This window comes from Leucobacter muris (assembly GCF_004028235.1).
GTDB classification, from domain to species: domain Bacteria; phylum Actinomycetota; class Actinomycetes; order Actinomycetales; family Microbacteriaceae; genus Leucobacter; species Leucobacter muris.
On the sequence record NZ_CP035037.1, the window covers coordinates 227,057 to 249,019 of the forward strand.

At 66.1% G+C, this 21,963-nt stretch carries 20 protein-coding genes, 1 tRNA gene and 2 pseudogenes; 15 read left to right on the forward strand and 8 right to left on the reverse strand.

Going from position 1 to position 21,963, the window contains the following annotated elements:
• Positions 1–14 precede the first annotated feature (14 nt).
• Together Leucomu_RS01055 and Leucomu_RS01060 are read right to left on the reverse strand one after the other, a co-directional pair.
• Entirely contained in the window at positions 15–488 is a 474-nt protein-coding gene (locus tag Leucomu_RS01055; RefSeq protein ID WP_128386055.1) for a hypothetical protein, read from the reverse strand.
• Positions 489–696: 208 nt separating this feature from the next.
• The gene (locus tag Leucomu_RS01060; RefSeq protein ID WP_128386056.1) at positions 697–1,959 is read right to left on the reverse strand and encodes a D-alanyl-D-alanine carboxypeptidase family protein; all 1,263 of its coding nucleotides are present in this window, start codon (positions 1,957–1,959) and stop codon (positions 697–699) included.
• A gap of 289 nt (positions 1,960–2,248) precedes the next feature.
• On the opposite strand from Leucomu_RS01060, the gene Leucomu_RS01065 reads away from it, so the two are divergent.
• Together Leucomu_RS01065 and Leucomu_RS01070 are read left to right on the forward strand one after the other, a co-directional pair.
• On the forward strand, positions 2,249–3,433 hold the full coding sequence (locus Leucomu_RS01065; protein WP_128386057.1) for an acetyl-CoA C-acyltransferase: 1,185 nt from the start codon (positions 2,249–2,251) through the stop codon (positions 3,431–3,433).
• 19 nt (positions 3,434–3,452) lie between these two features.
• The gene (locus Leucomu_RS01070) at positions 3,453–4,490 is read left to right on the forward strand and encodes an FUSC family protein (protein WP_128386058.1); all 1,038 of its coding nucleotides are present in this window, start codon (positions 3,453–3,455) and stop codon (positions 4,488–4,490) included.
• Positions 4,491–4,496: 6 nt separating this feature from the next.
• Here Leucomu_RS01070 and Leucomu_RS01075 read toward each other — a convergent pair whose 3' ends face one another.
• The 3 genes from Leucomu_RS01075 to Leucomu_RS01085 form a co-directional block, all read right to left on the reverse strand.
• Positions 4,497–5,750 carry an MFS transporter gene (locus Leucomu_RS01075; protein ID WP_228407172.1) on the reverse strand — a complete coding sequence of 418 codons (1,254 nt, stop codon included), beginning with the start codon at positions 5,748–5,750 and terminating at the stop codon, positions 4,497–4,499.
• A 27-nt stretch (positions 5,751–5,777) separates the two neighbouring features.
• Positions 5,778–6,338, reverse strand: a complete 561-nt coding sequence (locus tag Leucomu_RS01080) for a dimethylarginine dimethylaminohydrolase family protein (RefSeq protein WP_323368315.1) — start codon at positions 6,336–6,338, stop codon at positions 5,778–5,780.
• Positions 6,339–6,395: 57 nt separating this feature from the next.
• Positions 6,396–7,618, reverse strand: a protein-coding gene (locus Leucomu_RS01085; protein WP_128387728.1) for an IS3 family transposase whose coding sequence is annotated in 2 segments (ribosomal slippage) — positions 6,396–7,333 and positions 7,333–7,618 — 1,224 coding nt in all. Because the reading frame shifts where the segments join, the coding sequence is not laid out codon by codon here.
• 32 nt (positions 7,619–7,650) lie between these two features.
• Between Leucomu_RS01085 and Leucomu_RS01090 the strand changes: the two are divergent.
• The 7 genes and pseudogenes from Leucomu_RS01090 to Leucomu_RS01120 form a co-directional block, all read left to right on the forward strand.
• Positions 7,651–8,364, forward strand: a pseudogene (locus Leucomu_RS01090) (IS256 family transposase); the annotation flags it as partial.
• 107 nt (positions 8,365–8,471) lie between these two features.
• The gene (locus Leucomu_RS01095) at positions 8,472–8,726 is read left to right on the forward strand and encodes a toxin (protein ID WP_121689727.1); all 255 of its coding nucleotides are present in this window, start codon (positions 8,472–8,474) and stop codon (positions 8,724–8,726) included.
• Positions 8,723–9,016, forward strand: coding sequence for a ribbon-helix-helix domain-containing protein (locus Leucomu_RS01100; RefSeq protein ID WP_121689720.1), 294 nt, complete (start codon positions 8,723–8,725; stop codon positions 9,014–9,016). Before Leucomu_RS01095 ends, Leucomu_RS01100 begins: the two co-directional genes overlap by 4 nt.
• Before the next feature lie 3 nt (positions 9,017–9,019).
• Positions 9,020–9,607, forward strand: a complete 588-nt coding sequence (locus Leucomu_RS01105; protein WP_128386059.1) for a hypothetical protein — start codon at positions 9,020–9,022, stop codon at positions 9,605–9,607.
• Between the two features lie 218 nt (positions 9,608–9,825).
• Positions 9,826–11,079, forward strand: a complete 1,254-nt coding sequence (locus Leucomu_RS01110) for an IS256 family transposase (RefSeq protein WP_228407350.1) — start codon at positions 9,826–9,828, stop codon at positions 11,077–11,079.
• A 192-nt stretch (positions 11,080–11,271) separates the two neighbouring features.
• Positions 11,272–12,525 carry an IS256 family transposase gene (locus Leucomu_RS01115; protein WP_228407350.1) on the forward strand — a complete coding sequence of 418 codons (1,254 nt, stop codon included), beginning with the start codon at positions 11,272–11,274 and terminating at the stop codon, positions 12,523–12,525.
• 232 nt (positions 12,526–12,757) lie between these two features.
• Entirely contained in the window at positions 12,758–13,639 is an 882-nt protein-coding gene (locus Leucomu_RS01120; protein WP_228407174.1) for a class C sortase, read from the forward strand.
• Positions 13,640–13,695: 56 nt separating this feature from the next.
• On the opposite strand, the gene Leucomu_RS01125 is transcribed toward Leucomu_RS01120, so the two are convergent.
• Positions 13,696–14,607: an IS3 family transposase gene (locus Leucomu_RS01125; RefSeq protein ID WP_164884483.1), complete on the reverse strand. Its 912-nt coding sequence runs from the start codon at positions 14,605–14,607 to the stop codon at positions 13,696–13,698.
• A gap of 136 nt (positions 14,608–14,743) precedes the next feature.
• Here Leucomu_RS01125 and Leucomu_RS01130 point away from each other — a divergent pair, with 136 nt between their 5' ends.
• Entirely contained in the window at positions 14,744–15,997 is a 1,254-nt protein-coding gene (locus Leucomu_RS01130; protein WP_228407350.1) for an IS256 family transposase, read from the forward strand.
• On the opposite strand, the gene Leucomu_RS01135 is transcribed toward Leucomu_RS01130, so the two are convergent.
• Both Leucomu_RS01135 and Leucomu_RS01140 read right to left on the reverse strand, forming a co-directional pair.
• Positions 15,988–16,356: a transposase gene (locus Leucomu_RS01135; RefSeq protein WP_128386061.1), complete on the reverse strand. Its 369-nt coding sequence runs from the start codon at positions 16,354–16,356 to the stop codon at positions 15,988–15,990. The genes Leucomu_RS01130 and Leucomu_RS01135 overlap by 10 nt on opposite strands.
• Positions 16,357–16,363: 7 nt before the next feature.
• Positions 16,364–16,510: pseudogene (locus Leucomu_RS01140) on the reverse strand (IS256 family transposase); the annotation flags it as partial.
• A gap of 134 nt (positions 16,511–16,644) precedes the next feature.
• Between Leucomu_RS01140 and Leucomu_RS01145 the strand changes: the two are divergent.
• The 5 genes from Leucomu_RS01145 to Leucomu_RS01165 all read left to right on the forward strand — a co-directional run bounded on the left by Leucomu_RS01145 (position 16,645) and on the right by Leucomu_RS01165 (position 21,908).
• Positions 16,645–16,717: transfer RNA gene (locus Leucomu_RS01145), tRNA-Arg, on the forward strand.
• Positions 16,718–16,996: 279 nt separating this feature from the next.
• The gene (locus Leucomu_RS01150; RefSeq protein WP_128386062.1) at positions 16,997–17,383 is read left to right on the forward strand and encodes a hypothetical protein; all 387 of its coding nucleotides are present in this window, start codon (positions 16,997–16,999) and stop codon (positions 17,381–17,383) included.
• Positions 17,302–18,524, forward strand: a protein-coding gene (locus Leucomu_RS01155) for an IS3 family transposase (RefSeq protein ID WP_128387728.1) whose coding sequence is annotated in 2 segments (ribosomal slippage) — positions 17,302–17,587 and positions 17,587–18,524 — 1,224 coding nt in all. Because the reading frame shifts where the segments join, the coding sequence is not laid out codon by codon here. Before Leucomu_RS01150 ends, Leucomu_RS01155 begins: the two co-directional genes overlap by 82 nt.
• A 408-nt stretch (positions 18,525–18,932) precedes the next feature.
• Positions 18,933–19,574 carry a TMEM175 family protein gene (locus Leucomu_RS01160; protein WP_164884484.1) on the forward strand — a complete coding sequence of 214 codons (642 nt, stop codon included), beginning with the start codon at positions 18,933–18,935 and terminating at the stop codon, positions 19,572–19,574.
• A gap of 99 nt (positions 19,575–19,673) precedes the next feature.
• Positions 19,674–21,908 carry an ATP-dependent Clp protease ATP-binding subunit gene (locus tag Leucomu_RS01165; protein ID WP_128386064.1) on the forward strand — a complete coding sequence of 745 codons (2,235 nt, stop codon included), beginning with the start codon at positions 19,674–19,676 and terminating at the stop codon, positions 21,906–21,908.
• Positions 21,909–21,963: the final 55 nt, after the last annotated feature.

Genomic DNA, 21,963 nt, shown 5'->3' on the forward strand with positions numbered 1-21,963 from the left:
CAGCGGCGTCGTGCTCATGAGGCGAGCGCCCCGAAGAGCGTGTACCCGGCCAGGACGAGCACCGCGATTCCGACGAGCAGATCGGTCCAGGTGGCGAGCGACTCTCGGGGCTCCTTGCCCTTCTTCGCGACGTGGAGCAGCCCGGCGAGCAGCAGGAACACGCCGCCGGCGAGCCCCGCCGGAACGGCCCATCCCGGAACGAGCGCGAACAGCCCCGCGAGGCCCATCCCGACATTGGCGGTGCCGAGCTCTCGCGTCAGCTGCGTCTCCTGCGGGCTCGGCGCCGCAGCGCCGAGAATCTCCGATGTCGGCCCTCTGCCGGAAAGCTGCGCCGCTCCGGCGACCAGCAGTCGCGTGCCGACACCCCAGAACACCCACCACTTGCCGAAGACCAGCACGGGATCTCCGCCTGCGGCGGCGAGTTCGACGATCCCAGAGGCGACCGGCAGCACCAGGGTCTGCGCGATGACGAGAACGAAGTAGCCCATGAGCGAGGGCCTCCCGAATGCTCAGAGGGGGCAGGCTCAACCCGGTGAATGGTCCCGTCCCGCCGAAACTCGAGAAACCGCGTGAGATCGCGGCTCTCGTGGCATCATCCTACTGAGCGGCACCGGGCATCACCAGGCCTGGTCTCGGATCCTGCGTGCTCCGCTGAGCGATCCTGATCCCGCCGCGCAGCCAGTGCTCCGTCTCGCGTTACCAGCCGAAGAGCTCGGAGGGGTGGGTGAGCCGCCACCACAGGTCGGGTTCGACGACCTCGGCGGTAGCGATCACCGCGATGCTCTGGGCGGCGCTCGGAGCATCGACCTCCACCGAGCCCACCTCGGCGCCCGCCTCGCCCAGCGAACCGGCATCGAGTGCGGCGCTGCGCCGGGCGCTCTCCCCCGGAAGCAGCGTGACGGCGGCGCCCCGCTCGGCGACGAGCGGGATCCGCGTTCCATCGACGGTCACCGCCTCACCGATCACCGCGCCCTCTTCCAGGATCGGTGCGATCCCGGGCAGTGCGTCGAGGGCGGCGAGCATGTCGCGGCCCGACTGCGCGCGGGCCTCTGTCGAGTCGCGCCCCAGCGTCACCGACATCTGCACGACATCGCGCCCGACCACGTCGACCTGCTGGGCCACGGCGAAGTTGAAGCCGGCCATCGATGAGCGGCCGGTCTTCACGCCGACGATCCCGGGCATCTCGGTGAGCAGCGGGTTCGTGTTCTCGATGAGGCCCACGCCCCACGGCATCTCGGCCGAGGGCAGTCGGGTGAACTCGGCGAGCGCCGGGTTCTGGAGCACGAGGCGGGCGATGCGCAGCACATCGGGGGCGCTCGCCATGTTCCCCTCGTCCATGCCCGTCGGCTCGACGAACTGCAGCGACTCGATGCCGTGCCGCTGCTTCCAGTCGTCGACCGCGGCGAGAAAGGCGTCGTCGTCGCCGAACGTCCAGCGGGCGTACGCGGCGGCGTAGTCGTTGGCCGAGGGCAGGAAGATGAACTGCAGCATCTGGCGCAGCGTGATCTCGGTGCCGACAGGGATCGGGTAGGCGACGCCGTCGAGCGCGAGGTAGCCGTCCTGCCGCTCGCGATCCGCGTCCGTCCACACGTAGACGGGCCCGTCCGATCCAAGCTCGATCGGCTGCACCTCCGCGCACACGAGCACCGTCACCAGCTTGGAGATGCTCGCGAGCGGATACGCGGTCGCGTCGTTCGCCCACACCTCGTCCTCGTGCAGGTAGCCGATCGCCGTCGGCAGGTGCTGCGCGTCGACTGCGGCCTGCGCCGCCGCGGCGTCGCCCGCCATGAGAGCGCCCTCACCGCCCTCGGCGAAGTCGGGACTCGTCTCGATCGTCGGCGCCGGGAGCGGGGCGAGCGCGCACGCCGCCGTGTAGCCGCCCGCGGCGAGCGCGGCGACGACGAACACGGACAGGGCGGCGATGAGGGCGCGGCGGCCTCGCGGGCGGGAGCGGTTCACGCCTTCCAGCGTACGCGGCGGCGGCGCCGGTCACGCGCCCGCGGGTCGCGGGGTCGCTCGCGGATCGGCTGTCGTGGCGACGCGCGGCCACGAGCGACGCCGCTCTCGAGCGAAGGAAAGGAATGACTGAGATCTGGAACGGCGGCGACCGTGCACAGCGATCGCTGCGGCGACTGTGCCGAGAGGACGGGTGCCGCCGCGGCGGATCGGGCAGAATGGCCGTGACGGATCGCGCCGCCGCGATCCGGCCCACCGCCCGTCGCACCCGTCGCACCCCAGGAGGTCTCCCGTGACCGCTCCCAACTCCGCTCTGATCGCCGGCTACGCCCGCACGCCGTTCACCCGTTTCACCGGTCAGCTGGCCGCTCAGCCGGCGACGGTGCTCGGCGCTCACGCGGTGCGCGCCGCCCTGTCGCGGGCGGGGATCGCCGCCGAGCAGGTGGATGCGGTGGTCGCGGGCCAGGTGCTGCAGGCGGGTGCGGGGCAGAACCCGGCGCGTCAGACGGCGGTGGGGGCGGGGATCCCGATGAGCGTCCCAGCGATCACCCTCAACGCGGTGTGCCTGTCGGGCGCCGAGGCGGTCGCGCAGGCGGCCCGACTGATCGCGTCGGGCGAGGCCGAGGTGGTGGTGGCGGTGGGGCAGGAGTCGATGTCGCTCGCGCCGCACGTCATCCCGCTGCGGGCGGGCACGAAGTACGGTCCGGCGCAGCTGGTCGACACCGCGGATCACGACGGGTTGAGCGACGCGTTCGACCAGGTCGCGATGGGTGCGCTCACCGAAGACGGCAACGCCCCGCTCGGCCTGACGCGCGAGGAGCAGGACGCCTTCGCTGCGGAGTCGCATCGTCGCGCGGCCGAGTCGGGCGAGTTCTTCGCGGGTGAGATCGACCCGTTCACCGTCGTCTCGCGGCGCGGCGACACCGTCGTCGCCGAGGATGACGGGATCCGAGCCGGCACCACCGTCGAGACCCTCGCGGGTCTGCGGCCGGCGTTTGCGAAGGACGGCACGATCACGGCGGGCAACGCGTCGCAGATCACCGACGGCGCCGCGGCGCTGGTGCTCGTGAGCGAGGCCGCCGCGCAGCGTCTCGGCGTCTCGCCGGTGGCGCGCGTCGAGGCGACCGCGTTCGTCGCGGGCCCGGATACGCACCTGCACTCGCAGCCGGCGCGCGCGATCAGCGCGGCGCTCGCGAAGCTCGAAGGTGCATCGGTCGAGGATCTGCGGGCGGTCGAGATCAACGAGGCGTTCGCGGCCGTGGGGGTGCAGTCGGCGCGCGAGCTGGGGCTGGATGCCGCGGTCGTGAACCGTCACGGCGGTGCGATCGCGCTGGGGCACCCGATCGGCGCGTCGGGCGCGCGAATCGTGGGCACGCTCGCGCGGCAGCTCGCCGAGCTCGGCAGCGGCTCGCTGGGCGCGGTCGGCATCTGCGGCGGCGGCGGCCAGGGCAGCGCCGTCGTGCTCCGCGCCGTGTGAGCCGAGGCCGGATGGATCGATGAGGGCGCTCCTCGTCAGGCTCTTCACGCTGCCGCCGGGCCCGGCTCCCCGGTTCTGGATCGCCGTGCGTGCGGCGGTCTCGATCGGCGCGCCGTTCGGGGTGCTCGTGCTGCTCGGGCACGAGGACATCGGCCTGCAGACCGCGGCCGGCGCGTTCGTGGCGCTGTTCTTCGCGTCGGCGGGGGCCGTGGAGCGCGCGAAGGCGCTGCCCGTCGTGGGCGGTGCGCTCTTCGTCTGCTCCGCGCTCGGGGCCGTGCTCTCGCCGTGGCCGTGGCTGCTGGCCGCGGGGCTCGTGGCCGTGGCGGTGGTCGCGAGCGCCTGCTGCTTCGCCTACCGCGTGGGCCCGCCCGGCCCGGTCTTCCTCGTGCTGAGCTACGGGCTCGCGGCGAACATCACCGGCGTCGTCGACGGCGAGCGGATCACCGACCCGCTGCCGTTCCTCGCCGCGGTGGCGGGGGGGGGATCGCTCTTCTCGTACCTCGTCGCGCTGGCGCCGCTGCTGCTGCGGAGCGAGCGGCGGCGGCCGGCCCGGACGCTGCGGCAGCTGATGCCGGGTCCGTGGCTCGGCCCGGGTGAGCGGCGGCTGATCCTGCGCATCGCGGTCGTCTCGGCGCTCGGCGCGCTCGTGAGCATGGTGCTGCTCGATCCGCACCGGGCGTACTGGACGGTCTCGGCCGGTGTCGCCGTGGTGGGTCTCACCCCCTCGCGCGGCTACTCGCTGGGCAGGGGCCTGCACCGCACGGTCGGCACGCTGCTCGGCGCGGGGCTCGCGGTTGTGCTGGCGCCGGTCGCGGCGAACCCGCTGCTGCTCGTCGCGCTGCTGATGCTGCTGCAGTTCGGGATCGAGCTCGTCGTGGTGCGCAACTACGCGCTCGCACTGGTGTTCATCACGCCGCTCGTGCTGCTCATCACGGCCGCTGCGACCGGCACCGTCGACGTGGCCGGAGCGGCCTGGGAGCGGCTGCTCGACACGATGGTCGGCTCGGCGCTCGCGATCCTCACCGGCCTGCTCCACCGCCGCGAGCCGGCGGGGTGAGCCGCATCAGCCCCGAGGTCTGCGCGGTTCGAACACCATGCGCTCGCGTGAGAGCAGCAGCCCGGCGCCGAGTTGCAGGGTGATGCCCGTCAGCAGCACGAAGAGCGGCGGCACCCAGCTGCCAGTCGCGCCGTAGAGGGCCCCGAACAGCACCGGCCCCACCGCTGCGAGCAGGTAGCCGACCGACTGCGACATGCCCGAGGTGGCTGCGGCGGTGGCGGCGTCGGCCGAGCGCTGCGCCATGAAGGTGAGCGTCACGGTCAGCGAGCATCCCGAGGAGAGGCCGCAGATCACGAGCCAGAGCGGCAGCGCCGCCGGGGCGAAGATCAGGCCGATCGCCCCGATGCCTGCGAGGATCGGCAGCAGCGGGGGCAGGATCCGCCGCATCGCGCCGCGCGAGACGAAGGGGCCCGCGAGCGAGCCGAGCATGCCGCACACGTGGTAGACCATCACGTTGAACCCCGCCGTGACGGGGTCGGCGCCGCGCGAGAGGTCGATGGGTGCGAGCCAGGTCGCCCACACGTAGAACGTCGACGACTGGGTGCCCATGTAGACCGCGATGCTCCAGGCGACCGGGTCGCGCCAGATGCGGCTGCCCAGCCGGGAGGGCGCAGGGGCGGGTGCAACGGAGGGGCGGGGTTCGGGATCGGCGGCGCCGGAGGCGGCCCCGGTCTCGGCCGCGCGCCGCAGCGCCAGGCCGCGCCGGCTGCGCGCCGCCCAGATCCACACGACGAGCGCGGGAAGCGCCATGACGCCGGTCGCGAGCAGCGCGATCCGCCACCCGACCGGCTCGCCCTCCCCGAGCGCGGCGTGGGCGATGGGCGCGACCATACCGGCCCCGATCGCCGCGGCCCCGCTCAGCAGCGTCGAGTAGATGCCCATGACGAGCGGCACGCGCCGGCCGAAGTCGCGCTTGATCGTCGCCGGCAGCAGCACGTTCGCGATCGCGAGCGCCGCGCCCACGAGCGCGGTGCCCAGCCAGAGGTTCGAGAGCGATCCGGGCAGCGAGCGCCAGACGGTGCCGATCGTGAGGACGACGAGCGACCAGCCCACCGCCGGGTTCAGGCCGATTCGCGCCGCGAGCCCCTGCGCGAGAGGCGACACCACCGCCCAGGCGAGCAGCGGGATCGACGCCAGCAGGCCGAGCGAGGCAGGGCTGACGCCCTGATCCGCCGCGATGTCCTCGAGCAGGGGGCCGACCCCGGTGATGGTCATGCGCATGTTGATCGCGACCAGGCAGACCGCGACGAAGAGCAGCACCCACGGGGCGCCGGGGGCGCGGGCGTCTCAGTCGAGGCAGCGCACGCGCACGGAGAGGCAGGTGGGGCAGCCCTCGAGCTTCTCGTACTCCGAGATAGCGACCTCGGTGACGTCGTAGCCCAGGTCGCGCAGCATCGCGGCGGTCTGCGGCGCCGACGCCGAGATGAGCAGTTCGGAGTCGCTCAGGCAGACGACGGCGGTGCCGTGCGGCTCGGGCACGGGCAGGAAGGCGGGGAAGATGCCGGGGTTGTCGACGAAGTCGGGGTAGCCGATCACGGTGCCGTCGGGGAGCGCGGTCACGGCGGTCTTGAGGTGCAGCACCTTCGTGACCGGCACGGCCACGACCCTGCCGCCGAGGGGGGCGAGGATGCGGCGCAGCTGCGCGATGCCCTGAGCGTTGGTGCGGCCGCCGCGGCCCACGTAGACGGTGTCGCCGACCTTCAGCACGTCGCCGCCGTCGAGGGTGCCGGGCTCCTGGATCTCGACGACGGGGCAGCCGAGCGTCTCGAGCGCGCGGCGGGTGCCCGGGGTCTCGGGCTTGCGGCTGTCGGCGCCGGGGCGCGAGATCACGGCCACGTTGCGGAACATCACGACGGTGTCCTCGATGATGAATTGGCCTGGTTTGAGTTCCGACCGGTTTTCCTGTCAACCTGTCGGTGACAGAAGTTCCTCGGCCTCAGCATAGTAGGCCTGCTCGACCTCGATCGGGGTACGCATATCGAGCTCCCCGTGAAGGCGCTCATGGTTCCACCACCACACGTATTCGAGGGTCGCGAGTTCGACCTGCTCAACCGTCCGCCAGGGGCCCTGCTGTCGGATCAGTTCGGTCTTGTAGAGGTTGTTGACCGCCTCAGCCATGGCATTGTCAAAACTGTCGCCGACCGTCCCGGTCGAGGGCACTGCTCCGAGTTCCGCAATGCGATCCGTATAGACCATGGCGGTGTAATTCGACCCGTGATCGGCGTGATGGATCAGGCCATCGAGCCTGCCGCCCGATTGCCACGCAGCCATATCGAGTGCCTGCATCGGCAGAACCTCAGATTTCAGCGTCGCAGCGACATTCCAGCCCACGATTCTGCGCGAGTACACGTCAGTGACGAACGCGACATAGGCGAACCCAGACCAGGTGGCGACGTAGGTCACGTCGCACACCCAGAGCTTGCGCGGCCCGTCAGCGGCGAATCTCCGGTTGACGAGATCGGCAGGCAGTGCCGCCGTTTTGTTAGGGCGTGTGGTGAACACGCGCTTTGATTTCCGTACCCCGCGCACGCCGGCGAGCCGCATCAGACGCTCGGTCTGGTCGCGGCCGATCTTCCACCCCTCACGCTTCAGCAGGGCATGCATCTTCCGGCGCCCGTACACGCCATAGTGCTTCGCGTGGAGCCGCCGGATCTCAGGGAGGAGCAACTCGTCGCGCAGCTGCCTGGCTGAGGCCGACCGGGCTTTCGCGGCCCGGTATCCGCGGGAGGTGAGGAACCCACGAACTGCCGCACGCAGCGTACGACAGAGGAACTCGACCCCGAAACGATCACGGTACTCGTCGATGAATCTGATCATTTCGTTCGTGGCCGGTCGAGTTCCTTCGCGAAAAACACGCTCGCGGCTTTGAGTACCTCGTTGGCCTTACGGAGCTCGCTCACCTCGCGGCGTAACCGCCGGTTCTCCTGGGCCATATCGATCGAGGTGCCAGGCTTCGCGCCGGTATCGATGTCGTAGCGGCGCTGCCACACGCGCAGCGTCTCCGGGCTCACTCCGAGGAGCCCACCGACGTGTCGGCAGGCCGCGGTCAGCGACTCGTGCTCGGGACGGGCTTCGGCGAGCATCCGAAGTGCGCGCTGGCGAAGTTCAGGGTCATATTTGCTTGGCATCGTAGTTCCATCCTTGTATAAAGATCGGAACTCAAACCAGGCCAATTCAGGTGAGGAACACCCCGTTCTATGTCGTGATGGGCGTCACCGTGAACGGGGAACGCGACATCCTCGGCATCTGGGCCGGTGACGGTCAGGAGGGTGCGAGGTTCTGGCTGCAGGTGTTCACCGAGCTGAAGAACCGGGGTGTCGAGGACGTGCTCATCGCGGTCTGCGACGGGCTGAAGGGTCTCCCGGAGGCGATCAACACCACTTGGGAGCAAACGGTCGTCCAGCAGTGCATCGTCCATCTGATCCGCAACAGCTTCCGCTACGCCGGGCGGCAACACCGCGACGCGATCGTCCGTTCCCTCAAACCCGTCTACACGGCCCCGTCGGAGCAGGCGGCGAAGGATCGGTTCGAGGAGTTCGCCGCCGAGTGGGGTGGACGGTATCCGGCGATCGTGCAGCTCTGGAAGAACAGCTGGGCGGAGTTCGTGCCGTTCCTTGAGTATGACGTCGAGATCCGGCGGGTGATCTGCACGACCAACGCGATCGAGTCAATCAACGCTCGCTATCGGCGCGCCGTGAGAGCTCGGGGGCACTTTCCCAACGAGGCCGCCGCGCTGAAATGTCTCTACCTCGTGACGCGGTCGCTTGACCCGACTGGCGGCGGAAGGGCACGCTGGGTGATGAGGTGGAAGCCCGCGCTGAACGCGTTCGCGATCACCTTCGCCGGACGGTTCGAGAAAACCACTCACGAATGAAAACCGCCGGATCCCACACACCGTTTATCGGACAGACCCGATAGTTTTGTGTGCGAAAAAATGATAGTTTTGTGTGCGAAAAGAATTGGTGGTGACGTTTGCTGTACGTGCAGGTACACGAATCAGCGCTCAAGCGTGGTTTGGACGCTGACGAAGTGATCCGCATGTGGAAGGAGGGCACCGAAGAAACCATGATCGACGACGACGAACCCCCGCGGTACATGCGACTCGCGTTCGACAGCGCAGGTCGACCGTGGGAGCTTGGGGCGTTGAGCTTTGGGAACGGTGCCAGGTATCTCGTGATCCACGCAATGCCCGCCCGCCGGTCAGTAGTAGCCAAGATGCAGAGGAGGTTGAAATGAGTGACAAGATCGCCAAGCCCGTGAATGGTTCCTACGGCGTAATTGACGGCGTGGAAATCACCGAGGAAGTGATCGCCCGCCTCGTGAAGAACGCCGAGGACAAGTTCCCTGGTGCAACATTTCGGTCGCCTGGTCGCCCAGCGCGCACCGACGAACCCTCGAAAGCGGTAACGGTGCGTCTGAGCGAGTCTGAGCTGGCCGCAGTCATGGCCCGCGCCGAGCGTGAACACCGCACACGGTCAGAGGCAATCCGCGAAGCTCTCGCAGAATGGGCACATGCCGCTGTATGAGTGATGCCGACAGCTAAATGCGGGTGTGAACGCTGTACCTACACCGAACCGGCCGACCTCACCCTCGGCGGGATGCCGCTGTGCGGGTGTTGCGCGGCTGACTGCCCCGACGCTCACGGAGAAGCAGCCAACGAACGGCGTGAACAGCTCATCGCAGAACAGCGCGCTGAGGAACACGAAATCGCGCACATCGTTCGTGAACGACAGCACGAACAAGCACGCCCACTCAGCGAGCTTGCTACCAAGCTGGGCTTCATCCTCGACGACCAAGGCGAAACCGAAGAAGACTACGACGGTGAACATCTCGGCCCGTCGCGAAGAGGTGCCCCCGGCACAACCCCAAACACACCGGGTATCTGGCGCTATGTCGTCTCCCGCACGTCCAACTCCTCGGAGCTGGATGGTGAAGCGTTCGAGATTCGCGAATTCTACCCCGCCGAAGACGGGCCAGAATTCAGCTACACCACCGACCCCGTAGCGCCTGCCGGCGCGACCATTAAGGAGCTGCGCGAAGAGCTACTGCACATGCTCGCTGCGCTCGATCATCCCATCCTCGATCTCACCTCCGACCCTCCTCACCTGCACCCCTAACAGCCACGTCCGCATCCTCAGCTCACCTCCCTTGCCAGCTTCGCCAACAACTCACGCCCCTCACTCACCTTTCCCTCACTATCCGTGAAGCACGTAATCTAGTGAACTAGCAGCGCCGCTGCGCGGGGGACTGTCTGAATAATGGTGTGTGAGGGTCCGGCCTGATCCGAAAGGAGATGGCCGTGGCTGACACGACCACTGTCGTTGTTGACGACGAGATGATTGATCCCGTGACCGGGGAGATCATCGATCAGAAAGAACTCGCAGAACGCTTGCTCGCGCAGGCGAAGGAGCAGGGCGTGAGCCTGACGGGGCCGGGCGGCCTGCTCAGCCAGCTCACGAAGAACGTCCTCGAGACCGCGCTGAATGCCGAGTTGACCGAGCACCTCGGCCACGAGCACGGCGGGACCCCAATCGGCGAGAACATGCGTAACGGGACGCGGGTCAAGACGGTGCTGACAGAGATCGGCCCCGTCGAGATCGAAGTCCCGCGAGATCGAGACGGGTCGTTCGAGCCGGTGATCGTCCCCAAGCGGAAACGCCGACTGGACGGCATCGATCAGATCGTTCTGTCCCTTTCCGCTCGGGGGTTGACGACCGGTGAGATCGCTGCGCATTTCGACGAGGTCTATGGGGCGAAGGTCTCCAAGGACACGATCAGCCGGATCACCGAGAAGGTCGCCGGGGAACTCGCCGAATGGTCGAGCAGGCCGTTGGATGCGCTCTACCCGGTGATCTTCGTCGACGCGATCGTGGTGAAGGTCCGTGACGGGCAGGTGAGGAACACCCCGTTCTATGTCGTGATGGGCGTCACCGTGAACGGGGAACGCGACATCCTCGGCATCTGGGCCGGTGACGGTCAGGAGGGTGCGAGGTTCTGGCTGCAGGTGTTCACCGAGCTGAAGAACCGGGGTGTCGAGGACGTGCTCATCGCGGTCTGCGACGGGCTGAAGGGTCTCCCGGAGGCGATCAACACCACTTGGGAGCAAACGGTCGTCCAGCAGTGCATCGTCCATCTGATCCGCAACAGCTTCCGCTACGCCGGGCGGCAACACCGCGACGCGATCGTCCGTTCCCTCAAACCCGTCTACACGGCCCCGTCGGAGCAGGCGGCGAAGGATCGGTTCGAGGAGTTCGCCGCCGAGTGGGGCGGACGGTATCCGGCGATCGTGCAGCTCTGGAAGAACAGCTGGGCGGAGTTCGTGCCGTTCCTCGAGTATGACGTCGAGATCCGGCGGGTGATCTGCACGACCAACGCGATCGAGTCAATCAACGCTCGCTATCGGCGCGCCGTGAGAGCTCGGGGGCACTTTCCCAACGAGGCCGCCGCGCTGAAATGTCTCTACCTCGTGACGCGGTCGCTTGACCCGACTGGCGGCGGAAGGGCACGCTGGGTGATGAGGTGGAAGCCCGCGCTGAACGCGTTCGCGATCACCTTCGCCGGACGGTTCGAGAAAACCACTCACGAATGAAAACCGCCGGATCCCACACACCGTTTATCGGACAGACCCGCCTTGAAGGGGTCATCCCAATCGCACTCAACAGTAAGTCCGTCGCATTGCAAGTCTTGTCGGGACTGTCTGAATAATGGTGTGTGAGGGTCCGGCCTGATCCGAAAGGAGATGGCCGTGGCTGACACGACCACTGTCGTTGTTGACGACGAGATGATTGATCCCGTGACCGGGGAGATCATCGATCAGAAAGAACTCGCAGAACGCTTGCTCGCGCAGGCGAAGGAGCAGGGCGTGAGCCTGACGGGGCCGGGCGGCCTGCTCAGCCAGCTCACGAAGAACGTCCTCGAGACCGCGCTGAATGCCGAGTTGACCGAGCACCTCGGCCACGAGCACGGCGGGACCCCAATCGGCGAGAACATGCGTAACGGGACGCGGGTCAAGACGGTGCTGACAGAGATCGGCCCCGTCGAGATCGAAGTCCCGCGAGATCGAGACGGGTCGTTCGAGCCGGTGATCGTCCCCAAGCGGAAACGCCGACTGGACGGCATCGATCAGATCGTTCTGTCCCTTTCCGCTCGGGGGTTGACGACCGGTGAGATCGCTGCGCATTTCGACGAGGTCTATGGGGCGAAGGTCTCCAAGGACACGATCAGCCGGATCACCGAGAAGGTCGCCGGGGAACTCGCCGAATGGTCGAGCAGGCCGTTGGATGCGCTCTACCCGGTGATCTTCGTCGACGCGATCGTGGTGAAGGTCCGTGACGGGCAGGTGAGGAACACCCCGTTCTATGTCGTGATGGGCGTCACCGTGAACGGGGAACGCGACATCCTCGGCATCTGGGCCGGTGACGGTCAGGAGGGTGCGAGGTTCTGGCTGCAGGTGTTCACCGAGCTGAAGAACCGGGGTGTCGAGGACGTGCTCATCGCGGTCTGCGACGGGCTGAAGGGTCTCCCGGAGGCGATCAACACCACTTGGGAGCAAACGGTCGTCCAGCAGTGCATCGTCCATCTGATCCGCAACAGCTTCCGCTACGCCGGGCGGCAACACCGCGACGCGATCGTCCGTTCCCTCAAACCCGTCTACACGGCCCCGTCGGAGCAGGCGGCGAAGGATCGGTTCGAGGAGTTCGCCGCCGAGTGGGGCGGACGGTATCCGGCGATCGTGCAGCTCTGGAAGAACAGCTGGGCGGAGTTCGTGCCGTTCCTCGAGTATGACGTCGAGATCCGGCGGGTGATCTGCACGACCAACGCGATCGAGTCAATCAACGCTCGCTATCGGCGCGCCGTGAGAGCTCGGGGGCACTTTCCCAACGAGGCCGCCGCGCTGAAATGTCTCTACCTCGTGACGCGGTCGCTTGACCCGACTGGCGGCGGAAGGGCACGCTGGGTGATGAGGTGGAAGCCCGCGCTGAACGCGTTCGCGATCACCTTCGCCGGACGGTTCGAGAAAACCACTCACGAATGAAAACCGCCGGATCCCACACACCGTTTATCGGACAGACCCGTCTTGTCTGCTGGAACGATCATCTATGCTGAAGAATGGGACCAGGTCTAACTGTGCATCAGATTTCAGCGGCCTGAAGTGTCTGAGATAATGAATCGGCGGTTGGGTCGTGACTGTTGTGAGTGCTGAGCGAGTAGCGGGGCGTGGAAATCGGAGGCGGTGGCGGCCGAGTGTTTTAACCTGGTTGGTTGTAGTGCTGGCAACCGCGGGAATGATTGCGGGGCTGTATCCGATGACTGCGGCGTGGTTGTCTTCTTACAATCAGTCTCAAGTGATCCAGAATGCTCAGACGGACATCGACTCACTTTCCCCGGGGAGGGAAGATCAGCTCGCTGCGGCGCATGCCTACAATGACGCCCTTTCTGCAGGGGTAAGGCTTGAAGCAGGAGGCAATGTTCCAGTCGGCACGGGCAATCTGTCAGGTGTTGATCTTCGTTATGACGAGCTCCTCAACGCTAATGATGAAGGACTCATGGGGCGGATCAAGATTCCTGGTATTTCTGTTGACTTGCCTATTTACCATGGCACGTCTGACGCGACCCTGTTGAAGGGGGCTGGGCATCTTGAGGGGAGTCATCTTCCGGTCGGCGGCGCGAGTACGCAGTCGGTGGTGACTGCTCACCGCGGTTTGGTGAACTCGACGATGTTTACGAATCTCGACAAGGTGCGTTCTGGGGATACGTTTACTGTTGAGGTGCTTGGGGAAGTGCTCACGTATCGTGTGTTTGATATTCAGATTATTGATCCTGATGAAATAAGCTCGTTGCGTGTGCAGCCTGGTCGGGATCTTGTAACGCTGATCACGTGCACGCCTTTAGGGATTAACTCTCAGCGGATCGTAGTCACTGGTGAGAGGATCACCCCAACACTTCCCGATGACCTTGCCAGCGCTGGTGCGGTGCCCACGGTTCCGGGTTTTCCTTGGTGGACAGTAATCGGGGGACTGGGGGTGATCTTGATCGGCGCGTATAGTGTTCGGCAGGGCTTCATTGATGCCCGCGTCAGGGAGCGTCAGAGACAGCGCGCAGGCGGGGGCGTCCATATGAGCGAGGCAACAATTTCATCACCGGCCTAGCAGATTCAAAAATAGGGTCTGAATTGGCCTGGTTTGAGTTCCGACCGGTTTTCCTGTCAACCTGTCGGTGACAGAAGTTCCTCGGCCTCAGCATAGTAGGCCTGCTCGACCTCGATCGGGGTACGCATATCGAGCTCCCCGTGAAGGCGCTCATGGTTCCACCACCACACGTATTCGAGGGTCGCGAGTTCGACCTGCTCAACCGTCCGCCAGGGGCCCTGCTGTCGGATCAGTTCGGTCTTGTAGAGGTTGTTGACCGCCTCAGCCATGGCATTGTCAAAACTGTCGCCGACCGTCCCGGTCGAGGGCACTGCTCCGAGTTCCGCAATGCGATCCGTATAGACCATGGCGGTGTAATTCGACCCGTGATCGGCGTGATGGATCAGGCCATCGAGCCTGCCGCCCGATTGCCACGCAGCCATATCGAGTGCCTGCATCGGCAGAACCTCAGATTTCAGCGTCGCAGCGACATTCCAGCCCACGATTCTGCGCGAGTACACGTCAGTAACGAACGCGACATAGGCGAACCCAGACCAGGTGGCGACGTAGGTCACGTCGCACACCCAGAGCTTGCGCGGCCCGTCAGCGGCGAATCTCCGGTTGACGAGATCGGCAGGCAGTGCCGCCGTTTTGTTAGGGCGTGTGGTGAACACGCGCTTTGATTTCCGTACCCCGCGCACGCCGGCGAGCCGCATCAGACGCTCGGTCTGGTCGCGGCCGATCTTCCACCCCTCACGCTTCAGCAGGGCATGCATCTTCCGGCGCCCGTACACGCCATAGTGCTTCGCGTGGAGCCGCCGGATCTCAGGGAGGAGCAACTCGTCGCGCAGCTGCCTGGCTGAGGCCGACCGGGCTTTCGCGGCCCGGTATCCGCGGGAGGTGAGGAACCCACGAACTGCCGCACGCAGCGTACGACAGAGGAACTCGACCCCGAAACGATCACGGTACTCGTCGATGAATCTGATCATTTCGTTCGTGGCCGGTCGAGTTCCTTCGCGAAAAACACGCTCGCGGGACTGTCTGAATAATGGTGTGTGAGGGTCCGGCCTGATCCGAAAGGAGATGGCCGTGGCTGACACGACCACTGTCGTTGTTGACGACGAGATGATTGATCCCGTGACCGGGGAGATCATCGATCAGAAAGAACTCGCAGAACGCTTGCTCGCGCAGGCGAAGGAGCAGGGCGTGAGCCTGACGGGGCCGGGCGGCCTGCTCAGCCAGCTCACGAAGAACGTCCTCGAGACCGCGCTGAATGCCGAGTTGACCGAGCACCTCGGCCACGAGCACGGCGGGACCCCAATCGGCGAGAACATGCGTAACGGGACGCGGGTCAAGACGGTGCTGACAGAGATCGGCCCCGTCGAGATCGAAGTCCCGCGAGATCGAGACGGGTCGTTCGAGCCGGTGATCGTCCCCAAGCGGAAACGCCGACTGGACGGCATCGATCAGATCGTTCTGTCCCTTTCCGCTCGGGGGTTGACGACCGGTGAGATCGCTGCGCATTTCGACGAGGTCTATGGGGCGAAGGTCTCCAAGGACACGATCAGCCGGATCACCGAGAAGGTCGCCGGGGAACTCGCCGAATGGTCGAGCAGGCCGTTGGATGCGCTCTACCCGGTGATCTTCGTCGACGCGATCGTGGTGAAGGTCCGTGACGGGCAGGTGAGGAACACCCCGTTCTATGTCGTGATGGGCGTCACCGTGAACGGGGAACGCGACATCCTCGGCATCTGGGCCGGTGACGGTCAGGAGGGTGCGAGGTTCTGGCTGCAGGTGTTCACCGAGCTGAAGAACCGGGGTGTCGAGGACGTGCTCATCGCGGTCTGCGACGGGCTGAAGGGTCTCCCGGAGGCGATCAACACCACTTGGGAGCAAACGGTCGTCCAGCAGTGCATCGTCCATCTGATCCGCAACAGCTTCCGCTACGCCGGGCGGCAACACCGCGACGCGATCGTCCGTTCCCTCAAACCCGTCTACACGGCCCCGTCGGAGCAGGCGGCGAAGGATCGGTTCGAGGAGTTCGCCGCCGAGTGGGGCGGACGGTATCCGGCGATCGTGCAGCTCTGGAAGAACAGCTGGGCGGAGTTCGTGCCGTTCCTCGAGTATGACGTCGAGATCCGGCGGGTGATCTGCACGACCAACGCGATCGAGTCAATCAACGCTCGCTATCGGCGCGCCGTGAGAGCTCGGGGGCACTTTCCCAACGAGGCCGCCGCGCTGAAATGTCTCTACCTCGTGACGCGGTCGCTTGACCCGACTGGCGGCGGAAGGGCACGCTGGGTGATGAGGTGGAAGCCCGCGCTGAACGCGTTCGCGATCACCTTCGCCGGACGGTTCGAGAAAACCACTCACGAATGAAAACCGCCGGATCCCACACACCGTTTATCGGACAGACCCACGCTCGCGGCTTTGAGTACCTCGTTGGCCTTACGGAGCTCGCTCACCTCGCGGCGTAACCGCCGGTTCTCCTGGGCCATATCGATCGAGGTGCCAGGCTTCGCGCCGGTATCGATGTCGTAGCGGCGCTGCCACACGCGCAGCGTCTCCGGGCTCACTCCGAGGAGCCCACCGACGTGTCGGCAGGCCGCGGTCAGCGACTCGTGCTCGGGACGGGCTTCGGCGAGCATCCGAAGTGCGCGCTGGCGAAGTTCAGGGTCATATTTGCTTGGCATCGTAGTTCCATCCTTGTATAAAGATCGGAACTCAAACCAGGCCAATTCAATTCAGCGCGGTCTCGAGGACGTTCTTCGTGAGCTGGCTGAGCAGGCCGCCCGGCCCCGTCAGGCTCACGCCCTGCTCCTTCGCCTGCGCGAGCAAGCGTTCTGCGAGTTCTTTCTGATCGATGATCTCCCCGGTCACGGGATCAATCATCTCGTCGTCAACAACGACAGTGGTCGTGTCAGCCACGGCCATCTCCTTTCGGATCAGGCCGGACCCTCACACACCATTATTCAGACAGTCCCCGAACCCCTCGCAGGCGGGCAGCATAGTACGCTGGTGTGGTTGCCCTCGTAGCTCAGTGGATAGAGCAGCGGCCTTCTAATCCGCCGGTCGGGAGTTCGAATCTCTCCGGGGGCACTTCCGATCTTGGCCTTGTTGCGTGCCTGTCGTGCCGGGTCGTCTCGGCGGCGTGCTGTAGGGCCAGCACTACGCTTGGTGGCGTTTCTAAGCCGACCGAGGTGAATTCGGCCGGCGGCGCTCCGCGCTGGAGGGGTCCTGGGGGCGTTCGTCGTGATTCTTGTGTGTGCCCGGCACTTCGTCAGCTCGCGGTATGAGGTTCACGGAGTGGGGGTGCTGTGAAGAAAGCGCGGTGCGGGCTGTTCTAGGTTTGGTGCGCTGAGGGGTAGCCTCGTCGGTATGCTGACTGCCGCAATCCGCCGTACTGAGACCATCACTGTGGCCGTGGCGGGTGAAGGCCTGGAAGCGATCCATGCTGCGCTTGGAGCAGTGCGGCCGGAGGGATTTGATCTCGTGTCGGCCCCTGTCGCGATGAAGGCGGGCACCACCGCGATCACCGCAAGCGGTGTTTTCGCACGTCGCGACGAGCCCGAGGAGATCAAGGCCGAGACGGTGGAGCAGCTGCGCGAACTGCTCCCCGGGGGTTACCAGATGCTGAATTGGCCTGGTTTGAGTTCCGATCTTTATACAAGGATGGAACTACGATGCCAAGCAAATATGACCCTGAACTTCGCCAGCGCGCACTTCGGATGCTCGCCGAAGCCCGTCCCGAGCACGAGTCGCTGACCGCGGCCTGCCGACACGTCGGTGGGCTCCTCGGAGTGAGCCCGGAGACGCTGCGCGTGTGGCAGCGCCGCTACGACATCGATACCGGCGCGAAGCCTGGCACCTCGATCGATATGGCCCAGGAGAACCGGCGGTTACGCCGCGAGGTGAGCGAGCTCCGTAAGGCCAACGAGGTACTCAAAGCCGCGAGCGTGTTTTTCGCGAAGGAACTCGACCGGCCACGAACGAAATGATCAGATTCATCGACGAGTACCGTGATCGTTTCGGGGTCGAGTTCCTCTGTCGTACGCTGCGTGCGGCAGTTCGTGGGTTCCTCACCTCCCGCGGATACCGGGCCGCGAAAGCCCGGTCGGCCTCAGCCAGGCAGCTGCGCGACGAGTTGCTCCTCCCTGAGATCCGGCGGCTCCACGCGAAGCACTATGGCGTGTACGGGCGCCGGAAGATGCATGCCCTGCTGAAGCGTGAGGGGTGGAAGATCGGCCGCGACCAGACCGAGCGTCTGATGCGGCTCGCCGGCGTGCGCGGGGTACGGAAATCAAAGCGCGTGTTCACCACACGCCCTAACAAAACGGCGGCACTGCCTGCCGATCTCGTCAACCGGAGATTCGCCGCTGACGGGCCGCGCAAGCTCTGGGTGTGCGACGTGACCTACGTCGCCACCTGGTCTGGGTTCGCCTATGTCGCGTTCGTCACTGACGTGTACTCGCGCAGAATCGTGGGCTGGAATGTCGCTGCGACGCTGAAATCTGAGGTTCTGCCGATGCAGGCACTCGATATGGCTGCGTGGCAATCGGGCGGCAGGCTCGATGGCCTGATCCATCACGCCGATCACGGGTCGAATTACACCGCCATGGTCTATACGGATCGCATTGCGGAACTCGGAGCAGTGCCCTCGACCGGGACGGTCGGCGACAGTTTTGACAATGCCATGGCTGAGGCGGTCAACAACCTCTACAAGACCGAACTGATCCGACAGCAGGGCCCCTGGCGGACGGTTGAGCAGGTCGAACTCGCGACCCTCGAATACGTGTGGTGGTGGAACCATGAGCGCCTTCACGGGGAGCTCGATATGCGTACCCCGATCGAGGTCGAGCAGGCCTACTATGCTGAGGCCGAGGAACTTCTGTCACCGACAGGTTGACAGGAAAACCGGTCGGAACTCAAACCAGGCCAATTCAGACTGTACGCACCCGAGGTCGACCAACTGGCCTGGTTGTTGTGCTGGTCATCATGCAAAGAACTATGCTCCAGGTATCTACGGGTGGCGGACAACGAATGTCTTCAGCGCGGGCAACATTACATGTGTATGCCAAGGTTAGCGAAACTTAATAGTCATTCCATACCTTGTGTACTGGCGGCGGGCTTTGCGCTTTGGAAGCGGCTGACAGGGCTGTCCTCTACGAAGTTTCGCGGGCGGCCACTGCGAGCCCCTCGCGCGCGGCCTGGTGGCGCAGCGCGTCTTCGACTGGATCGAGAACGTGGCGGGTGTCTGAGTCGACCCGGCGGCCTCGCCGTCCCGAATCGGCTCCCCGGAGATTACACTGAGCGCATGGTGCCAGCATCGGAGCCTCGTGCGGAGGTCGGCTACGCCGCGGAGCGGTTCAAGGCCTTCGCCGACGCGGTCGTGGCCATCGCGCTGACGCTGCTGATCCTGCCCCTCATGGACAGCGTGAGCGAGGTGGCGAGCGCGGGCGACGGTGCGTTCGCCTGGCTCACGCAGCACGGCGGCCAGCTGCTGAACTTCGTGCTCAGCTTCGTGCTGATCGCGATGTTCTGGATGATCCACCACCGCCTCTTCTCGGCGGTCGATCGTGTCACGCCCACGCTGATGTGGCTGCTCGCCGCCTGGCTGCTCACGATCGTCTGGCTGCCGGTCGCCACCGCCGTCGCGGGTCGCATGGACGATGGCGACCGGGTGGCGAAGGCGCTCTACATCGGCAGCCTGATCCTGACCGCCGCGATGTCGCTCGTCGTGCGGCTGTATCTGCGGGCGCATCCCGTGCTGCACCGGATGGAGCGCGGGGAGCTGGGCTCCGGTCTCGCCGTCGACCTCTCGCTCGTGCTGCTGTTCGGCGCGGCGCTCGCGGCCGCGCTGCTGATACCGGGGGTCGGCTACTATGCGCTGTTCGTGATGGTGCTCACGGGCGTCGTGCAGAGGATCATCGAGAATATCCTCGCCACGGATCCCTAGCGGAAAGCAGCGCCCTGCAGTAAACTTGAGTCATTATCACTCAAGTTTGTGGCCGCCCGGCTCGGGTCGCCGCAGTCTGCTGAACGAGAAGGGACCCAGATGCAGGCAAACTGGCAGCCCGCCCAGGGCGAAGAAGGGCAGAGCGCCCTCGAGCAGTTCGGCGTCAACCTCACGGAAGTCGCCCGCTCGGGCAAACTCGATCCGGTCATCGGCCGCGACAGCGAGATCCGTCGCGTGAGCCAGGTGCTCACCCGCCGCACCAAGAACAATCCCGTGCTCATCGGCGAGCCCGGCGTCGGCAAGACCGCCGTCGTCGAGGGCCTCGCCCAGCGCATCGTCGCGGGCGACGTCGCCGAGTCGCTCAAGGACAAAGAACTCATCTCCCTCGACATCTCCGCGCTCATCGCGGGCGCGAAGTACCGCGGCGAGTTCGAGGAGCGCATGAAGGCGGTGCTGCAGGAGATCAAGGACTCCGACGGCAAGATCATCACCTTCATCGACGAGCTGCACACCCTCATGGGCGCCGGCGGCGGAGAGTCGTCGGTCGCGGCGTCGCAGATGCTCAAGCCCATGCTCGCGCGAGGCGAGCTGCGGCTCATCGGCGCGACCACCCTCGACGAATACCGCGAGTACATCGAGAAGGACGCGGCGCTCGAGCGGCGCTTCCAGCAGGTGTACGTGGGCGAGCCGAGCGTCGAAGACACGGTCGCGATCCTGCGCGGCCTCAAGGAGCGCTACGAGGCGCACCACAAGGTGACCATCGCCGACTCGGCCCTCGTGGCCGCGGCGAGCCTGTCGAACCGCTACATCACCGCGCGCCAGCTGCCCGACAAGGCCATCGACCTGATCGACGAGGCCGCGAGTCGGCTGCGCATGGAGATCGACTCGGCCCCCGTCGAGATCGACGAGCTGCGCCGCTCCGTCGACCGGCTGAAGCTCGAAGAGCTCGCGCTCAAGAAGGAGAAGGACGACGCGTCGAAGGAGCGACTCGCGAAGCTGCGCGAGGACCTCGCCGCGAAGCAGGCCGAACTCGGCGGTCTCGAGGCCCGCTGGGAGCGCGAACGCGCTTCGCTGAACCGTGTGGGCGAGCTGCGCGAGAAGCTCGACCAGCTGAACATGCAGGCGCAGGTCGCTCAGCGCGAGGGCAACCTCGAGAGAGCCTCGCGTCTGCTGTACGGCGAGATCCCGGTGATCCAGAAGCAGCTCGCCGAGGCCGAGCAGGCCGAGATGGCCGGCGAGGTGGGCGGCGAGCCCCGCATGGTCAACGACCAGGTCACCGACGAGGACATCGCCGGTGTCGTGGCCGCCTGGACCGGCATCCCGGTCGGCCGGCTGCTGCAGGGCGAGACCGAGAAGCTGCTGTCGCTCGAGAGCGAGCTCGGCAAGCGCCTCATCGGCCAGGGCGACGCGGTGCGCGCGGTCGCCGACGCGGTGCGGCGCACGCGCGCGGGAATCGCGGATCCGAACCGCCCCACCGGCTCGTTCCTGTTCCTCGGCCCGACGGGCGTCGGCAAGACCGAGCTCGCCAAGGCGCTCGCCGAGTTCCTCTTCGACGACGAGCACGCCATGGTGCGCATCGACATGTCGGAGTACGGCGAGAAGCACTCGGTGTCGCGCCTCGTCGGCGCCCCTCCCGGGTACGTCGGCTACGAGCAGGGCGGTCAGCTCACCGAGGCCGTGCGCCGCCGCCCCTACTCGGTCGTGCTGCTCGACGAGGTCGAGAAGGCGCACCCCGAGGTGTTCGACGTGCTGCTGCAGGTGCTCGACGACGGGCGCCTGACCGACGGGCAGGGACGCACGGTCGACTTCCGCAACGTGATCCTGATCCTCACCTCCAACCTGGGCAGCCAGTACCTCATCGATCCCGACATGTCGTGGACCGAGAAGGAGGGCGCGGTGCGCGAGACCGTGCGTCGCGCGTTCAAGCCCGAGTTCATCAACCGCCTCGACGAGATGGTGATCTTCCACCCGCTGTCGGAGGCCGATCTGGCGCAGATCGTGGAGCTCTCGATCGACCGGCTGCAGCTGCGGCTGGCGGATCGCCGGCTCACGCTGGGGGTCACGCCCGAGGCGCGGGCCTGGCTCGCGTCGCGCGGCTACGACCCGATCTACGGCGCCCGCCCGCTGCGACGGCTCATGCAGCACGAGATCGACGACCGGCTGGCCCGGGCGATCCTCTCGGGCGGTGTGCGCGACGGCGAGGCCGTGCGCGTGGACGTCGCACCCGACGGCGACTCGCTGGTGCTCGAGAGCATCGGATCGATGCCCTCGGGCGGCGGATCGCGAGGGTCCGGCCCCGACGACGTGATCGAGGCCGAGCTGCTCGACGAATGAGCAGCCATCGCGCCGGGGAGGCGATCCCGAACTGGACGCCCCCCCGGCGCGGGGC

Bases quoted from the DNA above. Each gene is read 5' to 3' on its own strand.
- Leucomu_RS01100 (WP_121689720.1), top strand. From the start codon at position 8,723: ATGAGTGACAAGATCGCCAAGCCCGTGAATGGTTCCTACGGCGTAATT.
- Leucomu_RS01130 (WP_228407350.1), top strand. From the start codon at position 14,744: ATGATTGATCCCGTGACCGGGGAGATCATCGATCAGAAAGAACTCGCA.
- Leucomu_RS01105 (WP_128386059.1), top strand. From the start codon at position 9,020: ATGCCGACAGCTAAATGCGGGTGTGAACGCTGTACCTACACCGAACCG.
- Leucomu_RS01055 (WP_128386055.1), bottom strand. From the start codon at position 488: ATGGGCTACTTCGTTCTCGTCATCGCGCAGACCCTGGTGCTGCCGGTC.
- Leucomu_RS01110 (WP_228407350.1), top strand. From the start codon at position 9,826: ATGATTGATCCCGTGACCGGGGAGATCATCGATCAGAAAGAACTCGCA.
- Leucomu_RS01115 (WP_228407350.1), top strand. From the start codon at position 11,272: ATGATTGATCCCGTGACCGGGGAGATCATCGATCAGAAAGAACTCGCA.
- Leucomu_RS01150 (WP_128386062.1), top strand. From the start codon at position 16,997: ATGCTGACTGCCGCAATCCGCCGTACTGAGACCATCACTGTGGCCGTG.
- Leucomu_RS01165 (WP_128386064.1), top strand. From the start codon at position 19,674: ATGCAGGCAAACTGGCAGCCCGCCCAGGGCGAAGAAGGGCAGAGCGCC.
- Leucomu_RS01080 (WP_323368315.1), bottom strand. From the start codon at position 6,338: ATGTTCCGCAACGTGGCCGTGATCTCGCGCCCCGGCGCCGACAGCCGC.
- Leucomu_RS01125 (WP_164884483.1), bottom strand. From the start codon at position 14,607: ATGATCAGATTCATCGACGAGTACCGTGATCGTTTCGGGGTCGAGTTC.
- Leucomu_RS01070 (WP_128386058.1), top strand. From the start codon at position 3,453: ATGAGGGCGCTCCTCGTCAGGCTCTTCACGCTGCCGCCGGGCCCGGCT.
- Leucomu_RS01160 (WP_164884484.1), top strand. From the start codon at position 18,933: ATGGTGCCAGCATCGGAGCCTCGTGCGGAGGTCGGCTACGCCGCGGAG.